The organism is Streptomyces sp. NPDC058052 (assembly GCF_042885515.1).
In the GTDB taxonomy this organism is placed as follows: Bacteria; Actinomycetota; Actinomycetes; order Streptomycetales; family Streptomycetaceae; genus Streptomyces.
Genome location: NZ_JBHVRX010000002.1, coordinates 276,832 through 294,843, shown reverse-complemented (window position 1 = coordinate 294,843; position 18,012 = coordinate 276,832). Strand labels below are relative to the sequence as shown.

Here is an 18,012-nt window from a genome sequence, read left to right as displayed (position 1 = left end):
TCCGGCCTCAGTTCCCGTACGCCTTGGCCGCCGCGGCCTCCAGGGCGGCCGCGGTCCGCTTCGGGTCCGAGGGGTCGCGCAGGAAGTCCTGGAGCAGCTTCCACTCGCCGGCGCCCTTGGTCCCGCCGAACGCGGCGGGTGCCTGGTCGGACATGTCGAAGCGGACCGAGTCGCCCGCGGCCACGAGCGAGGCGGCGGTGGCCCGCGCGGTGTCGTCGGCGTACGCCTCCGGCTTCACGTCCTTGTTGGGGGAGAGGAAGCCGCCGGCCCCGGCCCACACCTCGGCGGCCTCCGGGGTGGCGAGGTACTCCAGGAGCTTCATCCCGGCGTCCGCGTTCTTCGCGTCCTTGAGGACGACGGCGGCGTCGCCGCCGCTGACCACCGGCGCCTTCCCGCCGCCGACCGGCGGGAAGGGGAAGAACCGGGCGTCCTCGCCGGGCTTCCTGCCGAACTCGTCCTTGGCGACGCCGCCGACGAAGTCGCCCTCGTACACCAGGGCGGCCTCGGGCTCCGGGCCGAAGACCTTCTCCACGGAGCCGGGGAAGTCGGTGCGCAGCGCCTCGGCGGCGCCGCCGGCCACCAGCCGCTCGTCCTTGAACACCTCGGCGAGGGTGGTGAGCGCGGTGACGACGCTGGGGTCGGTCCACTTCAGTTCGTGGCGGGCGAGCCGGTCGTACTTCTCCGGTCCCGCCTGGGACAGGTAGACGTTCTCGAACCAGTCGGTGAGGGTCCAGCCGTCCTCGCCGGCGACGGCGAAGGCGGGTCTGCCGGAGTCGGCGAGCGTCCGGCCCGCCGCGAGGAGTTCGTCCCAGGTCGCGGGCTCGGTGACCCCGGCCTGTTCCAGCGCGTCGGGGGCGTACCAGACGGTCGACTTGTGGGCGGCCTTGAAGTACAGGCCGTAGAAGGTGCCGTCGACCGTGCCGTACTCCTTCCAGACCGGCGCCAGGTTCCCGCCGGCGGTCGTGGCGGCCTTCTCCGACAGCGGCTTGAGCCAGCCCGCCTCAGCGAACTGCTGGAGGACGCCGACCTGGGGGACGAGCACCACGTCGGGGGCGTTGCCGCCCTCGATCTTGCTGCCGACGAAGGTGGAGACGTTGTCGCCGGAGGGGACGAAGACGGTCTTGGCGCCGGTCTTCGCGCTGAACGCGTCGAGGACCTTCTTGAAGTTCTTCTGCTCGCCGCCGGTCCACACGCCGGCGACGGTGACGGTGGTGCCGCTCAGTTCGCCGCCGGACTTCGTGCCGCCGCCGTCGTCTCCGCACGCGGTGGCGGTGAGGGCGAGGGCGAGGGTCGCGGAGAGCGCTCCGGCGGCGCGGAGGGTGGAGAGGGAGGGTCGTCGCATGGTCGTCCTTCCTTCGCTTCGATGCTTTCATGTTAAGTAGCAGCGACGAAAGCATGTCAACCGTTGCGACCCAACAGGCTTGATGGGCAAGCTCTTTGGGCAGACAGGCGGGAGAACGGAGAACCCCTCTACCTAACGTGTAGGTAGAGGGGTCCGGGGAAGGGAGGGACGGACGTGCCGTCAGGAACCGGCCGGGACCACCGCCTCCCGGCCGTCGTGGGGGATCGCGGCCAGCTCGCGCGTCAGCCGCCGCACCCCCTCCTCGGGCGAGGTCCGCAGCGCCAGCACGTCCTGCGCCACCGCCTGCACCGCCAGGCTCACCTGGTCGTACCGGGCGCTCTTCGGCCGCGGCACCGCCGCCAGCACGCTCTCCCGCAGGATCGGCAGGTACGGGTGCGCCGCCACCAGCTCCGGATCCGCGTACAGCGAGGCGCGCACCGGCGGCAGCGACCCCCGGGTCAGCACCTGCCGCTGCACCCGCTCGCTCGTCAGGTACGCGAGGAAGTCGGCGGCCGTCGCGGGGTGCCGCGACCGGGCCGACACCGCCAGGTTGGAACCGCCCAGCACGCTCGTGCCCGGCCCGTCCGGCCCCGGCAGCGGCGCCGCCTCGAACCGGCCCGCCACCTTCGACCCCGGGCGGCCCGCGTCCGCGTACACGTACGGCCAGTTCCGCAGGAACAGCAGCCGCCCCTCCTCGAACGCCGCCCTGGACTCCTCCTCCTTGAACCGCAGCGCCTCCGTCGGGATCCACCCCTCCCGCACCCCGCCCGCCAGGAACGACAGCGCCGCCCGCGCCGCGTCCGAATCCACCCCCACCCGCGCGCCCTCCTCGCGCAGCACCGTCCCGCCCGCCGACTGGATCGCCTCCGTGACGTTCACCGTCAGCCCCTCATAGGGCAGGAACTGCCCCGCGTAGCCGCCGAGCCCGTGCTCCGGCGCCAGCGTCCGCGCCAGCCGCGCCAGCTCCGCCCAGGTCCGCGGCGGCCGCTCGCCCGCCGCCTCCAGCACGTCCTTCCGGTAGTACAGCAACCCGGCGTTGGTCACGTACGGCACCGCGTAGAGCCGCCCCCGGAACGTCGCCGTCCCCACCACCGGCGGCAGGAACGCCGCCAGATCGAACCGTTCCCGCTCCAGCGGCGCGATCAGCCCCGCCGCCGCGAACTCCGACGTCCACGCCACATCGATGTTCAGCACGTCGAACCGGCGGCTCCCCGACCGCAGCTCGCTCAGCATCTGCGCCCGCGTCTCGTCCGCCGCGTCCGGCAGCTCCACCAGCGTCACCGGCTCCGCCGGCCGCTCCGCGTTCCACTCCGCCACCAGCGGCGCCAGATAGTCCGTGAGATCCCCCGCCGTCACGAACGTCAGCGCGCCCCGCCCCCCGGCCGGCCCCGCCCCCGACGGCGGCGCGCCCCCGGCGCACCCCGCCAGCAGGACCGAGACCACCAGCACGCCTCTCACGACGGACCGTACCCACCCCATGCGTTCCTCCCGGACATGGTGCCGAACGCGACGACCCATCGTGGCAGACCCACGGCGCGCCCCATCGGTGATACTGGTCCGGCGGACCCGGCGACCGCCGGTCCACCGGCCCCCGGGCCGCCATCACCGGGCCGGGAACGGCGCACGACACAGAAGGGGGAGCGCGTGCGGCAGCAGCTGCTGGCACTCCTCACCCGGGGCCCCGCCCACGGCTACGAGCTCAAGCAGGGCCTTGAACAACTCCTCGGCTCCGCCTACCCTCAGCCCAACGTCGGCCAGGTCTACGTGACCCTCGGCCGGCTGGAGAAGAGCGGACTCATCGAAGGCGAGGACGTCGAGCAGACGGGCCGCCCCAACAAGCGGATCTACCGCCTGACCGACGCCGGACGGGAGGCCGTCGCCGCGTGGTTCGAGGACACCACCGACGAACCCCGGGTGCGCGACGGATTCTTCATGAAACTCGCCCTCGCCCCCCTCACCGGAATCGCCGACCCGATCGCCCTGATCAACCGGCAGCGGCGGCAGCACCTCAACACCATGCGCAGCCTCTCCCGGCTGGCCGCCGCCGAGGACCGCGACAACAAGATCGCCCAACTCCTCATCGAAGGCGCCATGCTGCACCTCCAGGCGGACCTCGACTGGCTGGAGCGCTGTCAGGAGGAGCTCGAATGACCGACGCGGGGCCCGCCGGAGGCCCGCCCCCGCCGGGGGCGATCGTGCACGCCGTGGGCCTGACCAAGACCCACCACGGCGACCGCGCCCCCGTCCACGCCGTCCGGGGCGTCGACCTCACCGTGCGCGAGGGCGAGTTCGTCGCCGTCACCGGCCCCTCCGGCGCCGGCAAGTCCACCCTCCTCCATCTCGTCGGCGGCCTCGAACGCCCCGACGCCGGCCGCCTCTGGCTCGGCGGCGAACGCGTCGACGGCTACGGCGAGGCCCGCTGGGCGGTCCTGCGCCGCCGCAGCGTCGGCGTCGTCTTCCAGTTCTTCAACCTCGTCTCCCACCTCACCGTCGCCGACAACGTCGAGCTCCCCGCCCTCCTCGCCGGAGCCGGCCCCCGCGCCGCCCGCGCGAGCCGCGACGAACTCCTCGCCGAACTCGGCCTCCGCGGCAAGGAGCACGCCCTCCCCGGCGCCCTCTCCGGCGGCGAGCAGCAGCGCGTCGCCCTCGCCCGCGCCCTCGTCAACCAGCCCGCCCTGCTGCTCGCCGACGAACCCGCCGGCAGCCTCGACAGCAAGGGCACCCGCGACGTCCTGCGCCTCCTCGCCCGCTTCCACGCCCGCGGCCAGACCATCCTCATGGTCACCCACGACGCCCGGATGGCGAGCGCGGCCGACCGCGTCATCAGCTTCTTCGACGGCCGCGTCGCCGACGACGCCCCCCTCGGCGACCCCGCCCCCGCCCGCCCGGGGGTGACCGGTGTGCTCGACCTGAAGGACTGACCGCACGGAAGGACCGAGGCAGCGACGAAGGGAAGGCGACATGCGCGCGACCTGGCGGTGGGTCCACTCCGACCTCCGCACCCACCGCGGCGAAGCCCTCTTCGCCGTTCTCGCCTGCGCCGGCGTCATCGCCTCCCTCCTCCTCTCCGCCGCCCTCCTCAGCTACGCCGTCAACCCCTGGCAGCGCGTCTTCAACCAGTCGCAGGGCGCCCACGTCTGGCTCCACGGCCGCGACGGACGGGACGGGTTCGACCCCGCCGCCCTCGCCCCGCTGGCCTCCCTCGACGAGGTCGCCGCCGTCTCCGGGCCCTTCCGGACGGCCGCCGCCACCCTGGAGACCGGCGGGACCCGTGCCGGCGTCGTCCTGCGCGCCACCGGGGCCCGCCCGCCCGGCACCGCCCGCCCCCTCCTCACCGACGGCCACTGGCTCACCGGCGGGAGCCCGCGGGACCAGATCGTCCTGGAGCGCGGCCTCGCCCGGGCCCTGTGGGCCGAACCCGGCGAGACCGTCACCCTCACCCTCGCCGGCCGCGACGGCCCCACCACCCGCACCCTGTACGTCGCCGGCGTCGCCGAGACCGCCGAACCGCGCTACCGGGCCGGCCAGGGCGACGGCACCGGCTGGATCCTCCCCGGCACCCTCGACCGCCTCGCGCCCGCCGCCACCGGCCAGACCGCCGGACTCCGCCTGAAGGACCCCGCCGACACCGACTACGCCGTCCAGCGCGCCGTCACCCTCCTCGGCGCCGGACGGATCGACCAGGTCACCAAATGGCAGCAGGCCAAGGCCGACATCGGCGGCGACGACCGGCTCCTCGGCCAGATCTTCGCCGCCTTCGGCCTCGCCGCCCTCCTCGCCGCGGCCGTCGCCGTCGCCGGCGCCGTCCGGGCCCGGATCAGGGGACAGGCCGGCGACATCGCCGTCCTCAAGGCCGTCGGCTTCACCCCCGGCCAGGTCGTCCGCGGCTTCCTCCTCCAGCACCTCGGCTTCGCCGTCGCCGGCGCGGCCCTGGGCACCGCCGCCACCCTGACCTGCGGACGGTGGATCCCCGGCCGGATCGGCGACGCCGTCACCCTCTGGCCCCGCATGCCCGGCCACCGCGCCGCCGTCGTCGGCGTCCCCGTCGCCGCCGTCCTCCTCATCGCCGCCGCCACCGCGCTCGCCGCCTGGCGCGCCGGCCGTGTCCCCCCGGTCCCCGCCGCCCGCTCCGCCCACCCCGCCGCCCGCCCGCTCTCCGCCCTCGGGCGCCGCGCCCTCGGGCTCCGCCTCTCGCCGGTCCTCGTCCTCGGCTGGCGCTCCGCCTTCACCGCGCCCGGCCGCGCCCGCGCCCTCGGCTCGACCGCCCGGCTCGCCCTCCCGCTCGCCCTGATCACCGTCGCCCTCGTCGCCTGGACGACCCTCGGCCAGTTCCGTACCGACCCCGCCCGGGTCGGCCGCGCCGCCGCCCTCACCGTCCGCACCGAACAGGCCCCGCCCGCCGGCGACTTCGCCGCCGCCCTGGAGGCCGTCCCCGGGGTCGCCGACGCCGTCCCGGGCACTGAGTCCGTCGCGCTCGTCCCCGGCCAGACGGGGACCATCACCCTGCGCGGCCTCGGCTCCGGCGGCGCCCCCTACCCCCACACCGTCGTCGAGGGGCGGGCACCGGACGGCCCCGACGAGGCCGTCGCCGGCCAGGGCCTCCTGGACCTGCTCGGCGTACGGGTGGGGGAGTGGGTGCGGATGACGGTCGAGGGCCGGCCGCAGATCCTCCACCTCGTCGGCCGCAGCATCGAACCCGACCACGGCGGCCGGGTCGTCACCACCACCCTCGACACCCTCCGCGACGGCGCCCCCGGCCTCCGGCCCGCCTTCCACGCCCTCGTCCTCGAACCCGGCGCCGACCCCCGGACGGTCGCCGCCGCCGTCGCCGCGGCCGCTCCCGCACACGTCGAGATCCGCGGCACGGCCGACCCGGCCGACGGCGAGGACGCCCCCCGAGGCGTCCTCGCCGCCCTCGTCGCGGTCCTCGCCCTGATCGCCCTCGTCGAACTCCTCACCCTGATCGGCACCGGGGTGCGCGACCGGGTGCGCGACCTGCTCGCCCTCAGGGCCATCGGTCTGACCCCGCGCCAGATCGGCGCCGTCGTCGTCACCTCCGCCGCGCTCACCACCCTGGCCGCCGCGCTCCTCGGCACCGCCGCCGGCGCGGCTCTCGGCCACCGCCTCGTCGACGCCGAGGCCGCGGCGACCGGCCTCGGCGCAGGCGTGGCCCGTCTCCCGGACCCGGCCGTCCTCGCCGCCCTGGTCCTCACCGTCACCGCCACCGGCGCCCTCGCCGCCCTGACCCCGGCCGTCCGCACCGCCCGCCGCCGCCTGGCCGACTCGGCCGGCGAGACGCTGTAGGCCCCCGGGGCACGCGGACGGGCCCGCGCCGCCCAGGGGTGGGGGCGGCACGGGCCCGGTACAGGGGCGCCCGGTCGTTTCCTCCGGGCGGGCCCGGCGGGGTCCGGACATGCCTAGGGGCGCAGGATCAGCCGGATCGGGTCGCCGGTCTTGCTCTCCAGCCGTTCCACCGCCTCGGCGGCCCGGGCCAGGGGCAGCTCGCCGCTGATCGAGCCGGAGAAGTCCAGCCGGCCGCCCTGGACGAGGGCGAGGAGCTGCGGCAGCGCGACCGGCATGTCGGAGCCGTAGTGGCCGAGGATCTGCTGCTGCAGATAGCTGAAGCGGGTGCCGTCGGAGACGGTCAGCGGCTTGTCGGTGAGACCCACCAGGACCAGGCGGCCCTTGGGCGCGAGGACCGACAGCGCCTGGGCGCGGACGGCCGGCACCCCGGCGAAGTCGAAGGCCGCCGCGAGGCCCGCCCCGCCGGTCACGGCGCCGATCCGCTCGCGGAGCGCCGGGTCGGCGGGGTCCAGCGCCAGGTCCGCGCCCCGGGCGAGGGCGCGCTCTCGGGCCGTCGGGTTGGGGTCGACCGCCACGATCGGGCAGGCGCCGACGGCCCGGAGCAGCTGGACGGCGTGGACACCGAGCCCGCCCGCGCCCCAGACGCCGACCGCCTCGGCCGGCTTCACGGCGCCGGTGACCGTGATCGCGCCCCAGGGGGTGGAGACCGCGTCCGGGATGATCGCGCCCTGGTCGAAGGGGATCGCGTCGGGCAGCGCGGTGAGGGCGTCCTCGGCGGAGAGGGCGTACTCGGCCCAGCCGCCGTCGTAGTCGACGCCCCGGGTGTACGTGACGCCGTCGCGGACCTCGCCCGCGTACAGCACGACCCGCTGTCCCGGGGTCCAGCGGGTGACGCCGGGACCCGTCTCGGCGATGGTGCCGGACACCTCGTGGCCCAGCGTGACCGTGTCGCCGGGCAGCAGCAGCGGGGTGAGGGTGCCGTCGATCAGATGGACGTCCGACAGGCAGACGCCCGCGGCCTCCACCTTCACGAGCACCTGGCCGGGCCCGGGCGCGGGCTTCGCCACCTCCTCGATCCGCAGGGTGCGGCTGGGGACGTGCAGCCGGGCGGCGAGCATCTGCGACATGACGTGACCTCCTTGACACGAGGGCGACCCGGGCCGTGAGGCCCTTAACGCAAGTCGCCTTGCGATGCACCGTACGTCCGCTTCGCGGCATAAAGCAAGTGGACCTGCGTTAGGCTCGGATCATGGCTCCCGACGACCCGCCCGCACCGCCCCTGCGCCGCCGCGGCGCCCGCATGCGCTCCGCCGTCCTCGCCGCCACCGTGGACGTCCTCGCCGAGCACGGCCTCGCCGGCACCACCGTCGGCGCCGTCGCCCGCGCCGCCGGCGTCCACGAGACCTCCGTCTACCGGCGCTGGAGGACCCGCGAGAACCTCATCCTGGAAGCCCTGACCGAACAGGCCGACGCCGCCGTGCCGCTCCCGGACACCGGACGCGTCCGCGACGACCTCGTCGCCTACTTCGGATCCCTCGCACGCCTCCTCGCGACCCCCCAGGGCGAAGCCCTGCTCCGCCTCAGCGCCGAACGCGACGACACCCTCCCGGACCGCCGCCTCGCCTACTGGTCGGACCGCCTCGACCGCGGCGCCGTCATGGTCCGCCGGGCCGTCGACCGCGGCGAACTCCCCCCGGACACCGACCCCTCCCTCGTCATCGAGGCCCTCGGCGGCCCCCTCTTCACCCGCGCCCTCATCAGCGGCGCCCCCCTCGGCGAGGACCTCGCCACCCGCCTCGTCGACCTCGTCCTCGACGGTGCCGCGGGACCGAAACCAGGTGCCTGAGCACCCGCCCCGCTGGTCTACTGCTCCGATGACCGAGACACCGACCGCCGTACGGGACGCGCTGCACGGGCTCGCCTTCGGCGACTCCTTCGGCGACCGCTGGTTCCGCATCCTCCGCCGGGACGGCGACGCGCCCCTGGCGGCGCGCACCCTGCCCGAGGAGACGCCCTGGCGCTGGAGCGACGACACCGCCCAGGCCCTCGTCCTCGTGCGCGAACTCACCGACGGCGCCGGCACCGTCGACCAGGACCGCCTCGCCCGGGCCCTCGCGGCGGCCTACGCCGACGACACCCACCGCGGCTACGGCGCCTCCATGCACGACGTCCTCCGCCGCATCGGCGCGGGCGAGCCCTGGCGCGATGTCGTCTCCGGCCAGTTCGGGGGCCAGGGCTCCTGGGGCAACGGCGCCGCCATGCGCGTCGCCCCCCTCGGCGCCTGGCACGCCGCCGACCTCGACACCGCCGCGGAGCAGGCCGCCCGCCAGTCCGTCGTCTCCCACCACCACCCCGAGGCGGTCGCCGGGGCCGTGGCCGTCGCCCTCGCCGCCGCGCTCGCGGCCCGCAGCCGCGGCGGCCCCGCCCCGGCGCGCCCCGACTTCCTCCTGGACGTCGCCGCCCGCCTCCCGGAGAGCGACGTCCGCTCCGGGCTGCGCGTCGCCGCCCGGATGCCCGCGCGCACCTCGGTCCGGCACGCCGCCGAGGTCCTCGGCTCCGGCTACCGCATGTCCGGACCCGACACCGTCCCCTACGCCCTGTGGTGCGCGGCCGGACACCTCGACGACCTGCACGAGGGGCTGTGGAAGACCGTCGCGGGGCGCGGCGACATCGACACCACCTGCGCCATCGCGGGCGGGGTGATCGCCGCCCGTACGGGCACCGCCGCCCTCCCCGCCTCCTGGCACACGGCCCGCGAGCCCCTTCCGGCCGCCTTCGCGTAGCGGCCCCGGCCGGCGGTGCGTCGAACGCCCCGGACCCGGACGACCTGTGACGATGTGGGGGTCCGTCCGGGTCCGTCCGGGTTCTTCGCGTGAAGGAGGAGTCGTCATGTCCGGCCAGTTCGAGGCGACCGTCGAGGTCGACCGCCCCGTCGACGAGGTGTTCGCGTACCTCGCCGACGGGCGCAACGATCCGCGGTTCAGCCCCCGCGTCCTGCGGATCGACCGGATCCCCGAGGGTCCGACCGCTGTCGGCACCCTCTTCCGCAGCACCGTCAAGGACGCCGGGATGAAGACCGCGCGCACCTTCCGGATCACGGCCTTCGAACCGCCCCGGACCCTGCGCTGGGCCGAGGAGTCGAAGAACCTGGTGACGGCGAGCCGGGGCGGCTACGACCTGGAGCCGCTCCCGGGCGGCCGCACCCGGGTCCGCGTCCACAACGTCCTGGAGGGCCACGGCCTCGGCAGGCTCCTCGTCGGCCTCGCCCTCGCCGCGGCCCGCAAGGACGCCCCCGCCTTCGGGCAGCGCATCAAGGCCGCGATCGAAGCGTCCTGAGCCGGCCGGCCGTCGGGCCGTCACCCCGGCGGCCCCGCCCCGCTCACCCCGCCCCGGCCTCCTCCGTACCCCCCGGTTCGTCCCCCACGCGCGCGCGTGCCTCCTCCGTACGGCCCCGGGCCTCCTCCCGCAGGGCCGCGTACACCGACCAGACCACCGACACCAGCGGCACCGCCACCACCGCCCCGACGATGCCGGCCGCGATCGACCCCGCGACCACCGAGATCGCCACCACCAGCGGATGCAGCCGGACCGCCCAGCTCATCACCAGCGGATGCAGGAGATGTCCCTCGATCTGGCCGATGACGACGATCAGCGCCACCACCAGCGCCGCCACCAGCGGGCCCTGCGACGCCAGGGCCACCACGGCCGCCACCGCGAGCGCGATCGGTGACCCGATCAGCGGTACGAACGCGGCGGCGAACTCCAGCAGCGCCAGCGGCACCGCGAGCGGCACGCCGAGCAGCCACAGCGCGACCCCGACGAGGATCGCGTTCACCGCCGCGACCAGCACGATCCCGTGCGTGTACCCGGTGAACGTGCGCCAGGCCGCCCGGCCGCCGGCCGCCACCCGCCCCCGCGCCGGAACCGGCAGCTGCTCCTGGAACCACGCCCACTGGCGGTCCCCGGAGTGGATGAAGAACACCGACGCGAACAGCGCCAGGGCGAGCGTCGTCAGGACCGCCACCACGTGGTGCGCGCCGCTGACCGCCTCGCCGACCAGCGTCGAGCGGTGGCTGGACAGGAACTGCCCGATCCGCGCCTCCATGTCCGCCAGGGCTCCGGGGTGCAGGTGGAACGGCGGTGCCTCCAGCCACCGCTGGATGCGGCCGATCCCCTCCCGGAACTCCCGCACCAGCGTGGTCCGCTCGCCGGCCACGGCCTCGCCGACCAGTGTGAGCACGCCCAGGACGAGCGCCAGCCCGCCGAGCAGCGTGAGGGCCACCGCGATCCCGCGCGGGATCCCGCGGGCCACGACGTCCGCGACCGGCCGCAGCAGTGCGGTGATCACGAGCCCCAGGAAGAGGGCCACGCCGATCTCGTGGAACCGGCCGAGGAGGGCGAACAGGGCGTAGACGAGGAGCCCGACGACGAGCAGCCGCCACGCGTACGCGGCGGCCGTGCGGAGGAAGGGGGCCACCCGGGGCGGCCCTGCTGACTGCGGCTGCATGGCCGACGGCTACCACCGCGACCGGGTCCGCCCCCGCCCGCCGCACCGCGTCCGTCCGACCTTCACCCGGCCAGCGGTCGACCAAGATCGATAGTATTGTCCGCAATGTACGCCATCACGCGACGACCGGAGGCCGTCATGAAGGACTTCAAGTACGAGCGGAAGCGCTCGCTCTCCCGGGCGGAGGCCGCCGACCAGCTGTCGGCCCTCGCGGCCGCGCTCCGGGCCGGCGGCGAGGCCGAACTCGCCTGGGGCGGGGGCGTACTGAACCTCCGGATCCCCGAGGACATGCGCGGCGAGGTCGAGCTGTCCGTCGAGGACGGCGAGGTCGAACTGGAGGTCGAACTCAAGTGGCCGGTCGCCGGCGCGCCGAAGAAGACGTCTGAGAAGGCGTCCGGCAAGGCGGCGGAGAAGACCTCCGAGAAGAAGGCATCCGTCAGGAAGCCGGTCGCGAAGAAGGAGGCCGCGAAGAAGGATACCGCGAAGAAGCCGGCTCCCAAGAAGGCGGAGACGAAGAAGGCGGAGACGAAGAAGGCGGTCCCGAAGAAGACGGCGGCTGCCAAGAAGCCCGCCCCCAAGAAGGCGGAGGCGACCCCCAAGAAGGCCGCACCGGCGAAGGCCCCCTCGAAGAAGACGGAGGCCCAGAAGCCGGTCGCGAAGAAGCCGTCCGCGAAGAAGGCGTCCGCGAAGAAGACCCTCGCGAAGAAGGCCCTCGCCAAGAGTGCCGGCGCCGGGAAGGCTCCCGCCAAGCGGCCGTGACCGGTCGCGCGGCGGGAGCCCGGGTGGTGCGGGTCAGCAGCTGACGGTGCCCCTGCGCAGGGCGTGGCCGCCGGTGTTGGAGTCGTCGGACCAGTAGGCGGGCTTGCCGCCGCCCACGCACGCCTCGGCTCCGGCGAGGGCGAAGCCCTCGTTGTTGAGGTCGGGCATGCCGGCCGGACGGGCGTACACGGCGCTGACGGCGAGGGCGCCGGACGCGTCGACCTTCAGCGTGCGGTGCTGTCCGCCGCAGGTGTCGTCGCAGACCGCCCACAGCCGGGACGCCTGCGGCTCCCACTGGACCTCCATCACGCCCGCCATCCCGGTGGCGACCGTGGCGACGCGGGTGAAGGCCCCGCTGTCCTGGAGGACGTACCCGTGGACCGCCCCGGTGCCCTCGACGCCGACGAAGAACACGCCGCCGCCGTGGGGGCCGTAGCCCGCCGGGGCGTAGAGGGCGCCCGTCGACGCGTCCTTGAAGCCGGCGCCGGTGAGCGCGGTGTCGGGGACCCAGGTGATCCCCTCGAAGCCGAGGTTGGAGCCGGTCGCGGGCAGGCTCGCGGTGAGGTTCCACTCGCGGGCGGCGGTCAGCGCGGAGCCCGTGGCGGAGACGTCGTACCGGAGCACGGAGAGCCGGCTGGTCCCGGACGCGTCGCCGTTCCGCTCGCTCGCGACGTACACGCCCGCGGCGGCGCCCGCCCCGGTGACGGTGACGCCCTCGGCGTCGGGGGCGCCGGAGCCGCCGGGGAAGCGCAGGGTCTTGCCGGAGGACCAGCCGCCGGTCGGGTCGGGCGTCCAGTCGCCGGAGCCGTCCTGGACCAGTCGCCACAGCTTCCCGCTGTTCTGTGCGGCCCAGAGCACGTCGCCCTCCTGGTGGAGGCCGCTCAGGTCGCCGCCGAACACGTTCGCCGCGTCGGCCGTGGCGACCGTGCTGCCGCCGGGCCAGGCCGCCGGGGCGGTACCGCCGCCGGTTCCGCCGCAGGCGTTGGCCGCGCCGAGCGTGACGGAGGCCGCCTTGAACGCCCCGGTGCCGTCGGGGCAGCGGGACCAGGACGGCGAGGAGTGGCCGCTCCATGCATGGCTGTCCACGAGGGTGCTGCCGTCGGCGAGGTACAGGCGCGCCTTGTCGCTGGAGCCGAGCCCGAACCTGCCGTGGACGTCGAAGGAGCGGAAGGCGCCGGGGGCCAGCGTCGTGCCGGCGGCGATCGTGAACTTCGAGCTGTTGTTGTCGTCCTTGAGGATCCAGCCGGACACGTCGACGGCCGCCGCGCCCTTGTTGTACAGCTCGATCGAGTCCTCGACGGACCCGGTGGTGACGACCTCGTTGATCCGGATGTCGTCGGCGGGCGCGGCCTGCGCGGGCGCGGCGGCGAGCGCGCCGAGGAGGAGCGCCGGTACGGCGGTGAGGGCGAGGGGCAGATCACGGCGCCGGCGGCGTGCGCGCGAAACGGTCACGGAAGTCCGTCCTGGGGTTCGAGGGGCAGAGCGCCACGACGGTCCCGGCCCCGTCCGAACACCACCCCTCGTGCCGGGCCCCCCTCCGTGAACAGCAGCCGAAGCCTTCCCGCGCACCCGCCCCGGGCACGGGGTGACCGCGGCGGCGACGGGGTGTGCGGGATGGAGGCCGGTGGCGACGAGGGGATCCGCTCGGCGGTGCGGCCGGCGGGGGAGCTGGTGCGGCGGCGAGCGCGCGCCGGACGGGCGGCGGGCGTCGGTGCGGTACTCCTGGGTCTTCTGTGTATACCAAACATGTCTGCGATTGGAGTCTTCAAACCTTTCCGTGGGCTGGTGTGGACGGAATGCCCAGGTTCTAGCGCACCTGGAGATCGGTACCCCTTGTTCCGCATCCTTTACTTGGTATACAAAACGGGGACCCGTGGTCCTTCCGCTCCCGAGGAGTCCCCATGTGTGTCGACGCCCACTCGCCCGTTCCCTCCGGCCTGACCCGCCGCGGTGTCCTCGCCGGCGCCGCCGCGCTCGCCGGCACCGTGGCCGCCGCCGGCGCGGCCGCGGCAGCCGTGCCCGGCTCCCCGGGAGCCGCCGGCGGAGCGGGCGGGTCCGGCGGAGCGCGTCCACGCACAGGCGACCTGGTCGTCCGGGGCGGGACGCTCCTCGACCCCGCGACCGGACACGTCACCGAGGACGCGGTGGTCGTCATCCGGGCCGGCGTCGTCACCGCCGCCGGCCGCACCGGCTCCGTGAGGGTCCCGGCCGGCGTGCCGGTCCTGGAGGCGGACGGCCACTGGGTCCTGCCCGGGCTCACGGACGCGCACATCCACCTCAGCACCACCGCCGAGGCCCGCGCCGCGCTCCGCCACGGCGTGACGAGCGCGCGCAGCGGCTCGACCTCCTTCTACCAGGACATCGCCATCCGCGAACTCGCCCGGCACAGCCCCGAACTCGCGCCCCGCCTGCGCGCCGCCGGCGTCTTCGTCACGCCGCTTCCCGGCGACACCCTCCTCGCCGACCCGGACCTCACCCCGCTGGCGCGGGCGAGGGACGGCGTGCGGTCGGCCGAGGCGCTGCGCCGCATGGTCGACGTCAACGCCGCCCGTGGCGCGGACGTCATCAAGACCAGGGTCAACGAGCGCGCGGGCCTCCCCGACCAGGATCCGCTCGCGCAGGTGTACACGCACGAGCAGCTGGCCGAGATCGTGGCGGCGGCCCGCCGGCACGGCAAGGGCGTGCTGTGCCACAGCTACAGCGAGAAGGGCTGTCACGACGCCGTCACGGCAGGCATCCGCTCCCTGGAGCACGGCGTGTTCGCCGGCGAGCGCACCCTCCGTGAGATGCGGCGCCGCGACACGTACTTCACCCCCACCCTCACGGCCATCGCCGGACTCGCCGAGAGCGCCGACCCGGTCCTGGCCGAACGCGGCCGCACCTTCCTGCCCGTCCTGCAGCGGGCCGTGCGGGCCGCCCACGAGCTCGGCGTCCCGCTCGCCGCCGGCACCGACTCCTCCGGCGGCACCGTCGATCCCGTCGGCCGCGAGGTGGAACTCATGCACGCCGCCGGGCTCCCCGCGCTCGACGCCCTCCGCACCGCCACCACCGGCGCCGCCCGCCTCCTCGGCCTCGACGGCACGGCAGGACGGCTCGCCCGCGGCTACGCCGGCGACGCGGTCCTCCTCGCCGGCGACCCGCTCGCCGACCTCTCGCTCCTGAAGACGCCGGTCCGTGTGATCCGCGCGGGCATCCCCCTCTGACCCGCCCGCCGTTCGCGTCACCGGCGTCGGCCCCTCCCCGCTTCCCGTCTTTCCCCGTCCCTCGCTTCCTCTCCACAAGGAGTCCCGATGCAGCAGTCCTCCGCTCCCGCCGGTGCGGTCTCGCGCCGCTCCATGCTGGCCGGTGCCGCGGCCCTGGCCGGTACGACCGCGGCGGCCGCCGTCACCGCCGCCCCCGCCTCCGCCGCCGCGCCGGCCGCAGCGCCCGGTGCCGGGGGCGGGGCCGGGGGCGGAGCGGACCGCAGGTCCCGTACCGTCGTCTTCCGTGACGTGCGCCCGTTCGGCGGGGCGGCCACCGACCTGGTGGTCGTGGACGGGAAGATCGCGGACGGGCCGGCGCCGCGCGGCGCGAAGGTCGTCGACGGCGGCGGCCGGATCGCCCTCCCGTCCCTCGTGGACGCCCACATCCACCCCGACAAGACGACGTGGGGCGGACCGTGGGTCTCGCGCCGGCCGGCGGAGACCATCGCCGACTTCGTCGAGCAGGACGTGGAACTGTTCCGGGCCCAGACCCGCTCGGTGGCGGAGCGCGCGTACGGGCTGATGAGCCACGCGGTCAGCCGCGGCACGCGGGGGATGCGCGCCCACGCCGACGTGGCCCCGGCGTACGGCCTGGCCGGTGTCGAGGGCCTCGCCGAGGCGCGCCGCCGCCTCGCCCACGCGCTGGACGTGCAGATCGTCGCGTTCCCGCAGCACGGCGTCATCCGCACGCCCGGCACGGCCAGGCTCCTGGAGGAGGGTGCCCGCCGGGGCGTCGTCGACATGATCGGCGGCATCGACCCCATCGGCTTCGACCACGCCCTCGACGAGCACCTCGACACCGTCTTCGGCATCGCCGACCGGCACGGCGTCGGCGTGGACATCCACCTGCACGACGGGGGCGACGAGGGCGTCCGGGCCATCCGCGGCATCATCGACCGCACCCGGGCCCTCTCCCTCGCGGGCAAGGTGACGATCAGTCACGTGTTCTGTCTGCCGGGCCTCTCCGACCGTGACCTCGGCGTCCTCGCGGCCGGCCTCGCCGACCAGGACATCGCGCTCACCACCGTCGCCCCCTCCCGCGACCTCGTCCTCCCGATCGCCCGGCTCCGTGAGCACGGCGTCCGCGTCGGCCTCGGCTCCGACGGCGTCCGCGACTCCTGGAGCCCCTTCGGCAACGCCGACATGCTCCACCGCGCGCACATCCTCGGCTGGGTCACCGACGTCCGCCTCGACGAGGAGCTGAGGGACTGCTACCGCGCGGCGGCCCACGGCGGCGCGGACGTGATGGGTCTGCCGCACGCCGACCTCACGCCGGGCGCCCCCGCCGACTTCGTCCTCGTACGGGGCCAGGGCCTGCCCCAGGTCGTGGTCGACATGCCGCAGCGCGATCTCGTCGTGCACGGCGGCGTCGTCGTCGCCCGGGACGGTGCCTTCCTGTCCTGACCGGCCTCCCGGTGCCGCGCAAGGTCGGGATCCGGCCATGCGGCGGAACGCCGTAAACGGGGACCACTGCCCCCGTACCGACGGAGCCGGAGCCCGTGGGAACGCTCCCGCGCCGCCGTGCGGGGGCGTCGGGGGAGCGGGGGCCGGGGGAGCCCGGCCCCCGGCGCCTGAACTGCAACAGGTCTCTGAAAATTTCCGATCCACCTTCCGCGCGGAGCCGGATGGCGGGTCCGCTCGGCCGACGGGTCGTCACGGTCGGGTGGACGCGCGTAGAGCGGCCGAAAGTCCACCTTGCCGCGCCTCCTGGCGGAGTCGAGGATTCCTCCTGAGCTTGTCAGGTTCATGTCGGCACACCCGGCCGACCGCACTCCCCGCCCGAGCCGCCCACCCAGCGGCCCGCCCCCCATACGGAGGATCCAGTGAACCGTTCGACCCGAAGCCGCGGCCTCACCAAGGGCACCCGCCTCCTCGCCGTCCTCGGCGCCTTCGCCGCCGCGTCCGCGCTGGCCGTCCCCACCTCCTCGGCCCAGCCGGCCGGCGCCCCCCGCGCCACCGCGAGCACGCTCGCCTCCACCGGCGAGGCCGTCCTCCAGGCCGACGTCGCCGGCACCGCCTGGTACACCGACCAGGCCACCGGCAAGGTGGTCGTCACCGTCGACGCGACCGTCTCGCAGGACGAGATCGCCACCCTCCGCAAGGCGGCCGGCGCCAACGCCGCGCACCTGAAGATCGAACGCACCCCGGGCAAGATCGACAAGCTCATCGCGGGCGGCCAGGCCATCTACGCCGGCGGCGGCCGCTGCTCCCTCGGCTTCAACGTCCGCAGCGGCAGCACCTACTACGCCCTCACCGCCGGGCACTGCACCGACTCCGCGAGCACCTGGTACACCAACTCCGCCAACACCGCGCTGCTCGGCAGCCGCGCCGGCACCAGCTTCCCCACCAACGACTACGGCATCATCCGCCACTCCAACGCCTCCGCCGCCGACGGGCGCGTCTACCTCTACAACGGCAGCTACCGGGACATCACCGCCGCCGGCAACGCCTACGTCGGCCAGTCCGTGCAGCGCAGCGGCAGCACCACCGGCCTGCGCGGCGGCACCGTCACCGGCCTCAACGCCACCGTGAACTACGGCAACGGCGACATCGTCTACGGCCTGATCCAGACCAACGTCTGCGCCGAGCCCGGCGACAGCGGCGGCGCCATGTTCTCCGGCTCCACCGCCCTGGGCCTCACCTCCGGCGGCAGCGGCAACTGCTCCTCCGGCGGCACCACGTTCTTCCAGCCCGTCACGGAGGCGCTGAGCGCCTACGGCGTCAGCGTCTTCTGACCCGACGTCCGACGCCCTCCCGCGCGCGCGCCGCACCGTTCCTCCGCGCCCACGCCGTCACGACGGCGTGGGCGCGCCCCGTGCGGCGGCGGACCCGAACTCGCCGCGCCGGCGGGAGCGGTG

The 18,012-nt window shown here is 75.2% G+C and carries 15 protein-coding genes; 10 read left to right on the top strand and 5 right to left on the bottom strand.

The window, feature by feature from the left end; genetic code table 11:
- Positions 1-7: 7 nt before the first annotated feature.
- Positions 8-1,342 (bottom strand): ABC transporter substrate-binding protein, encoded by a 1,335-nt coding sequence (locus tag ACFVU3_RS03940; RefSeq protein ID WP_390063400.1) that lies wholly within the window; start codon positions 1,340-1,342, stop codon positions 8-10.
- A gap of 180 nt (positions 1,343-1,522) precedes the next feature.
- On the bottom strand, positions 1,523-2,821 hold the full coding sequence (locus ACFVU3_RS03935) for an ABC transporter substrate-binding protein (RefSeq protein ID WP_390063398.1): 1,299 nt from the start codon (positions 2,819-2,821) through the stop codon (positions 1,523-1,525).
- Positions 2,822-2,986: 165 nt separating this feature from the next.
- On the opposite strand from ACFVU3_RS03935, the gene ACFVU3_RS03930 reads away from it, so the two are divergent.
- From ACFVU3_RS03930 to ACFVU3_RS03920, 3 genes are read left to right on the top strand one after another with little or no spacing between them, the layout of a single operon-like run.
- Entirely contained in the window at positions 2,987-3,493 is a 507-nt protein-coding gene (locus ACFVU3_RS03930; RefSeq protein WP_390063397.1) for a PadR family transcriptional regulator, read from the top strand.
- Positions 3,490-4,263, top strand: coding sequence for an ABC transporter ATP-binding protein (locus ACFVU3_RS03925; RefSeq protein WP_390063395.1), 774 nt, complete (start codon positions 3,490-3,492; stop codon positions 4,261-4,263). The genes ACFVU3_RS03930 and ACFVU3_RS03925 overlap by 4 nt, the downstream gene beginning before the upstream one ends.
- Positions 4,264-4,303: 40 nt before the next feature.
- A complete protein-coding gene (locus ACFVU3_RS03920) occupies positions 4,304-6,646 on the top strand; it encodes an FtsX-like permease family protein (RefSeq protein ID WP_390063393.1) in 2,343 nt (780 codons plus the stop codon).
- A gap of 113 nt (positions 6,647-6,759) precedes the next feature.
- Here the strand turns inward: ACFVU3_RS03920 and ACFVU3_RS03915 are convergent, their stop codons facing one another.
- Positions 6,760-7,773: a zinc-binding dehydrogenase gene (locus ACFVU3_RS03915; RefSeq protein ID WP_390063392.1), complete on the bottom strand. Its 1,014-nt coding sequence runs from the start codon at positions 7,771-7,773 to the stop codon at positions 6,760-6,762.
- A gap of 122 nt (positions 7,774-7,895) precedes the next feature.
- On the opposite strand from ACFVU3_RS03915, the gene ACFVU3_RS03910 reads away from it, so the two are divergent.
- The 3 genes from ACFVU3_RS03910 to ACFVU3_RS03900 all read left to right on the top strand — a co-directional run bounded on the left by ACFVU3_RS03910 (position 7,896) and on the right by ACFVU3_RS03900 (position 9,982).
- Positions 7,896-8,492, top strand: a complete 597-nt coding sequence (locus tag ACFVU3_RS03910; RefSeq protein ID WP_390063391.1) for a TetR/AcrR family transcriptional regulator — start codon at positions 7,896-7,898, stop codon at positions 8,490-8,492.
- A gap of 28 nt (positions 8,493-8,520) precedes the next feature.
- Positions 8,521-9,429, top strand: coding sequence for an ADP-ribosylglycohydrolase family protein (locus ACFVU3_RS03905; RefSeq protein ID WP_390063390.1), 909 nt, complete (start codon positions 8,521-8,523; stop codon positions 9,427-9,429).
- Between the two features lie 106 nt (positions 9,430-9,535).
- Positions 9,536-9,982, top strand: a complete 447-nt coding sequence (locus ACFVU3_RS03900) for an SRPBCC family protein (RefSeq protein ID WP_390063389.1) — start codon at positions 9,536-9,538, stop codon at positions 9,980-9,982.
- A gap of 43 nt (positions 9,983-10,025) precedes the next feature.
- Here the strand turns inward: ACFVU3_RS03900 and ACFVU3_RS03895 are convergent, their stop codons facing one another.
- Positions 10,026-11,153: an AI-2E family transporter gene (locus ACFVU3_RS03895; protein ID WP_390063387.1), complete on the bottom strand. Its 1,128-nt coding sequence runs from the start codon at positions 11,151-11,153 to the stop codon at positions 10,026-10,028.
- A 105-nt stretch (positions 11,154-11,258) separates the two neighbouring features.
- On the opposite strand from ACFVU3_RS03895, the gene ACFVU3_RS03890 reads away from it, so the two are divergent.
- On the top strand, positions 11,259-11,912 hold the full coding sequence (locus ACFVU3_RS03890) for an amphi-Trp domain-containing protein (RefSeq protein WP_390063386.1): 654 nt from the start codon (positions 11,259-11,261) through the stop codon (positions 11,910-11,912).
- A gap of 33 nt (positions 11,913-11,945) precedes the next feature.
- On the opposite strand, the gene ACFVU3_RS03885 is transcribed toward ACFVU3_RS03890, so the two are convergent.
- Positions 11,946-13,364, bottom strand: a complete 1,419-nt coding sequence (locus ACFVU3_RS03885; protein ID WP_390063384.1) for a lamin tail domain-containing protein — start codon at positions 13,362-13,364, stop codon at positions 11,946-11,948.
- 449 nt (positions 13,365-13,813) lie between these two features.
- Here ACFVU3_RS03885 and ACFVU3_RS03880 point away from each other — a divergent pair, with 449 nt between their 5' ends.
- The 3 genes from ACFVU3_RS03880 to ACFVU3_RS03870 all read left to right on the top strand — a co-directional run bounded on the left by ACFVU3_RS03880 (position 13,814) and on the right by ACFVU3_RS03870 (position 17,889).
- A complete protein-coding gene (locus ACFVU3_RS03880; RefSeq protein WP_390063382.1) occupies positions 13,814-15,115 on the top strand; it encodes an amidohydrolase family protein in 1,302 nt (433 codons plus the stop codon).
- A gap of 87 nt (positions 15,116-15,202) precedes the next feature.
- Positions 15,203-16,558: an amidohydrolase gene (locus ACFVU3_RS03875; RefSeq protein ID WP_390063380.1), complete on the top strand. Its 1,356-nt coding sequence runs from the start codon at positions 15,203-15,205 to the stop codon at positions 16,556-16,558.
- A gap of 419 nt (positions 16,559-16,977) precedes the next feature.
- On the top strand, positions 16,978-17,889 hold the full coding sequence (locus ACFVU3_RS03870) for a S1 family peptidase (RefSeq protein WP_390063379.1): 912 nt from the start codon (positions 16,978-16,980) through the stop codon (positions 17,887-17,889).
- Positions 17,890-18,012 lie beyond the last annotated feature (123 nt).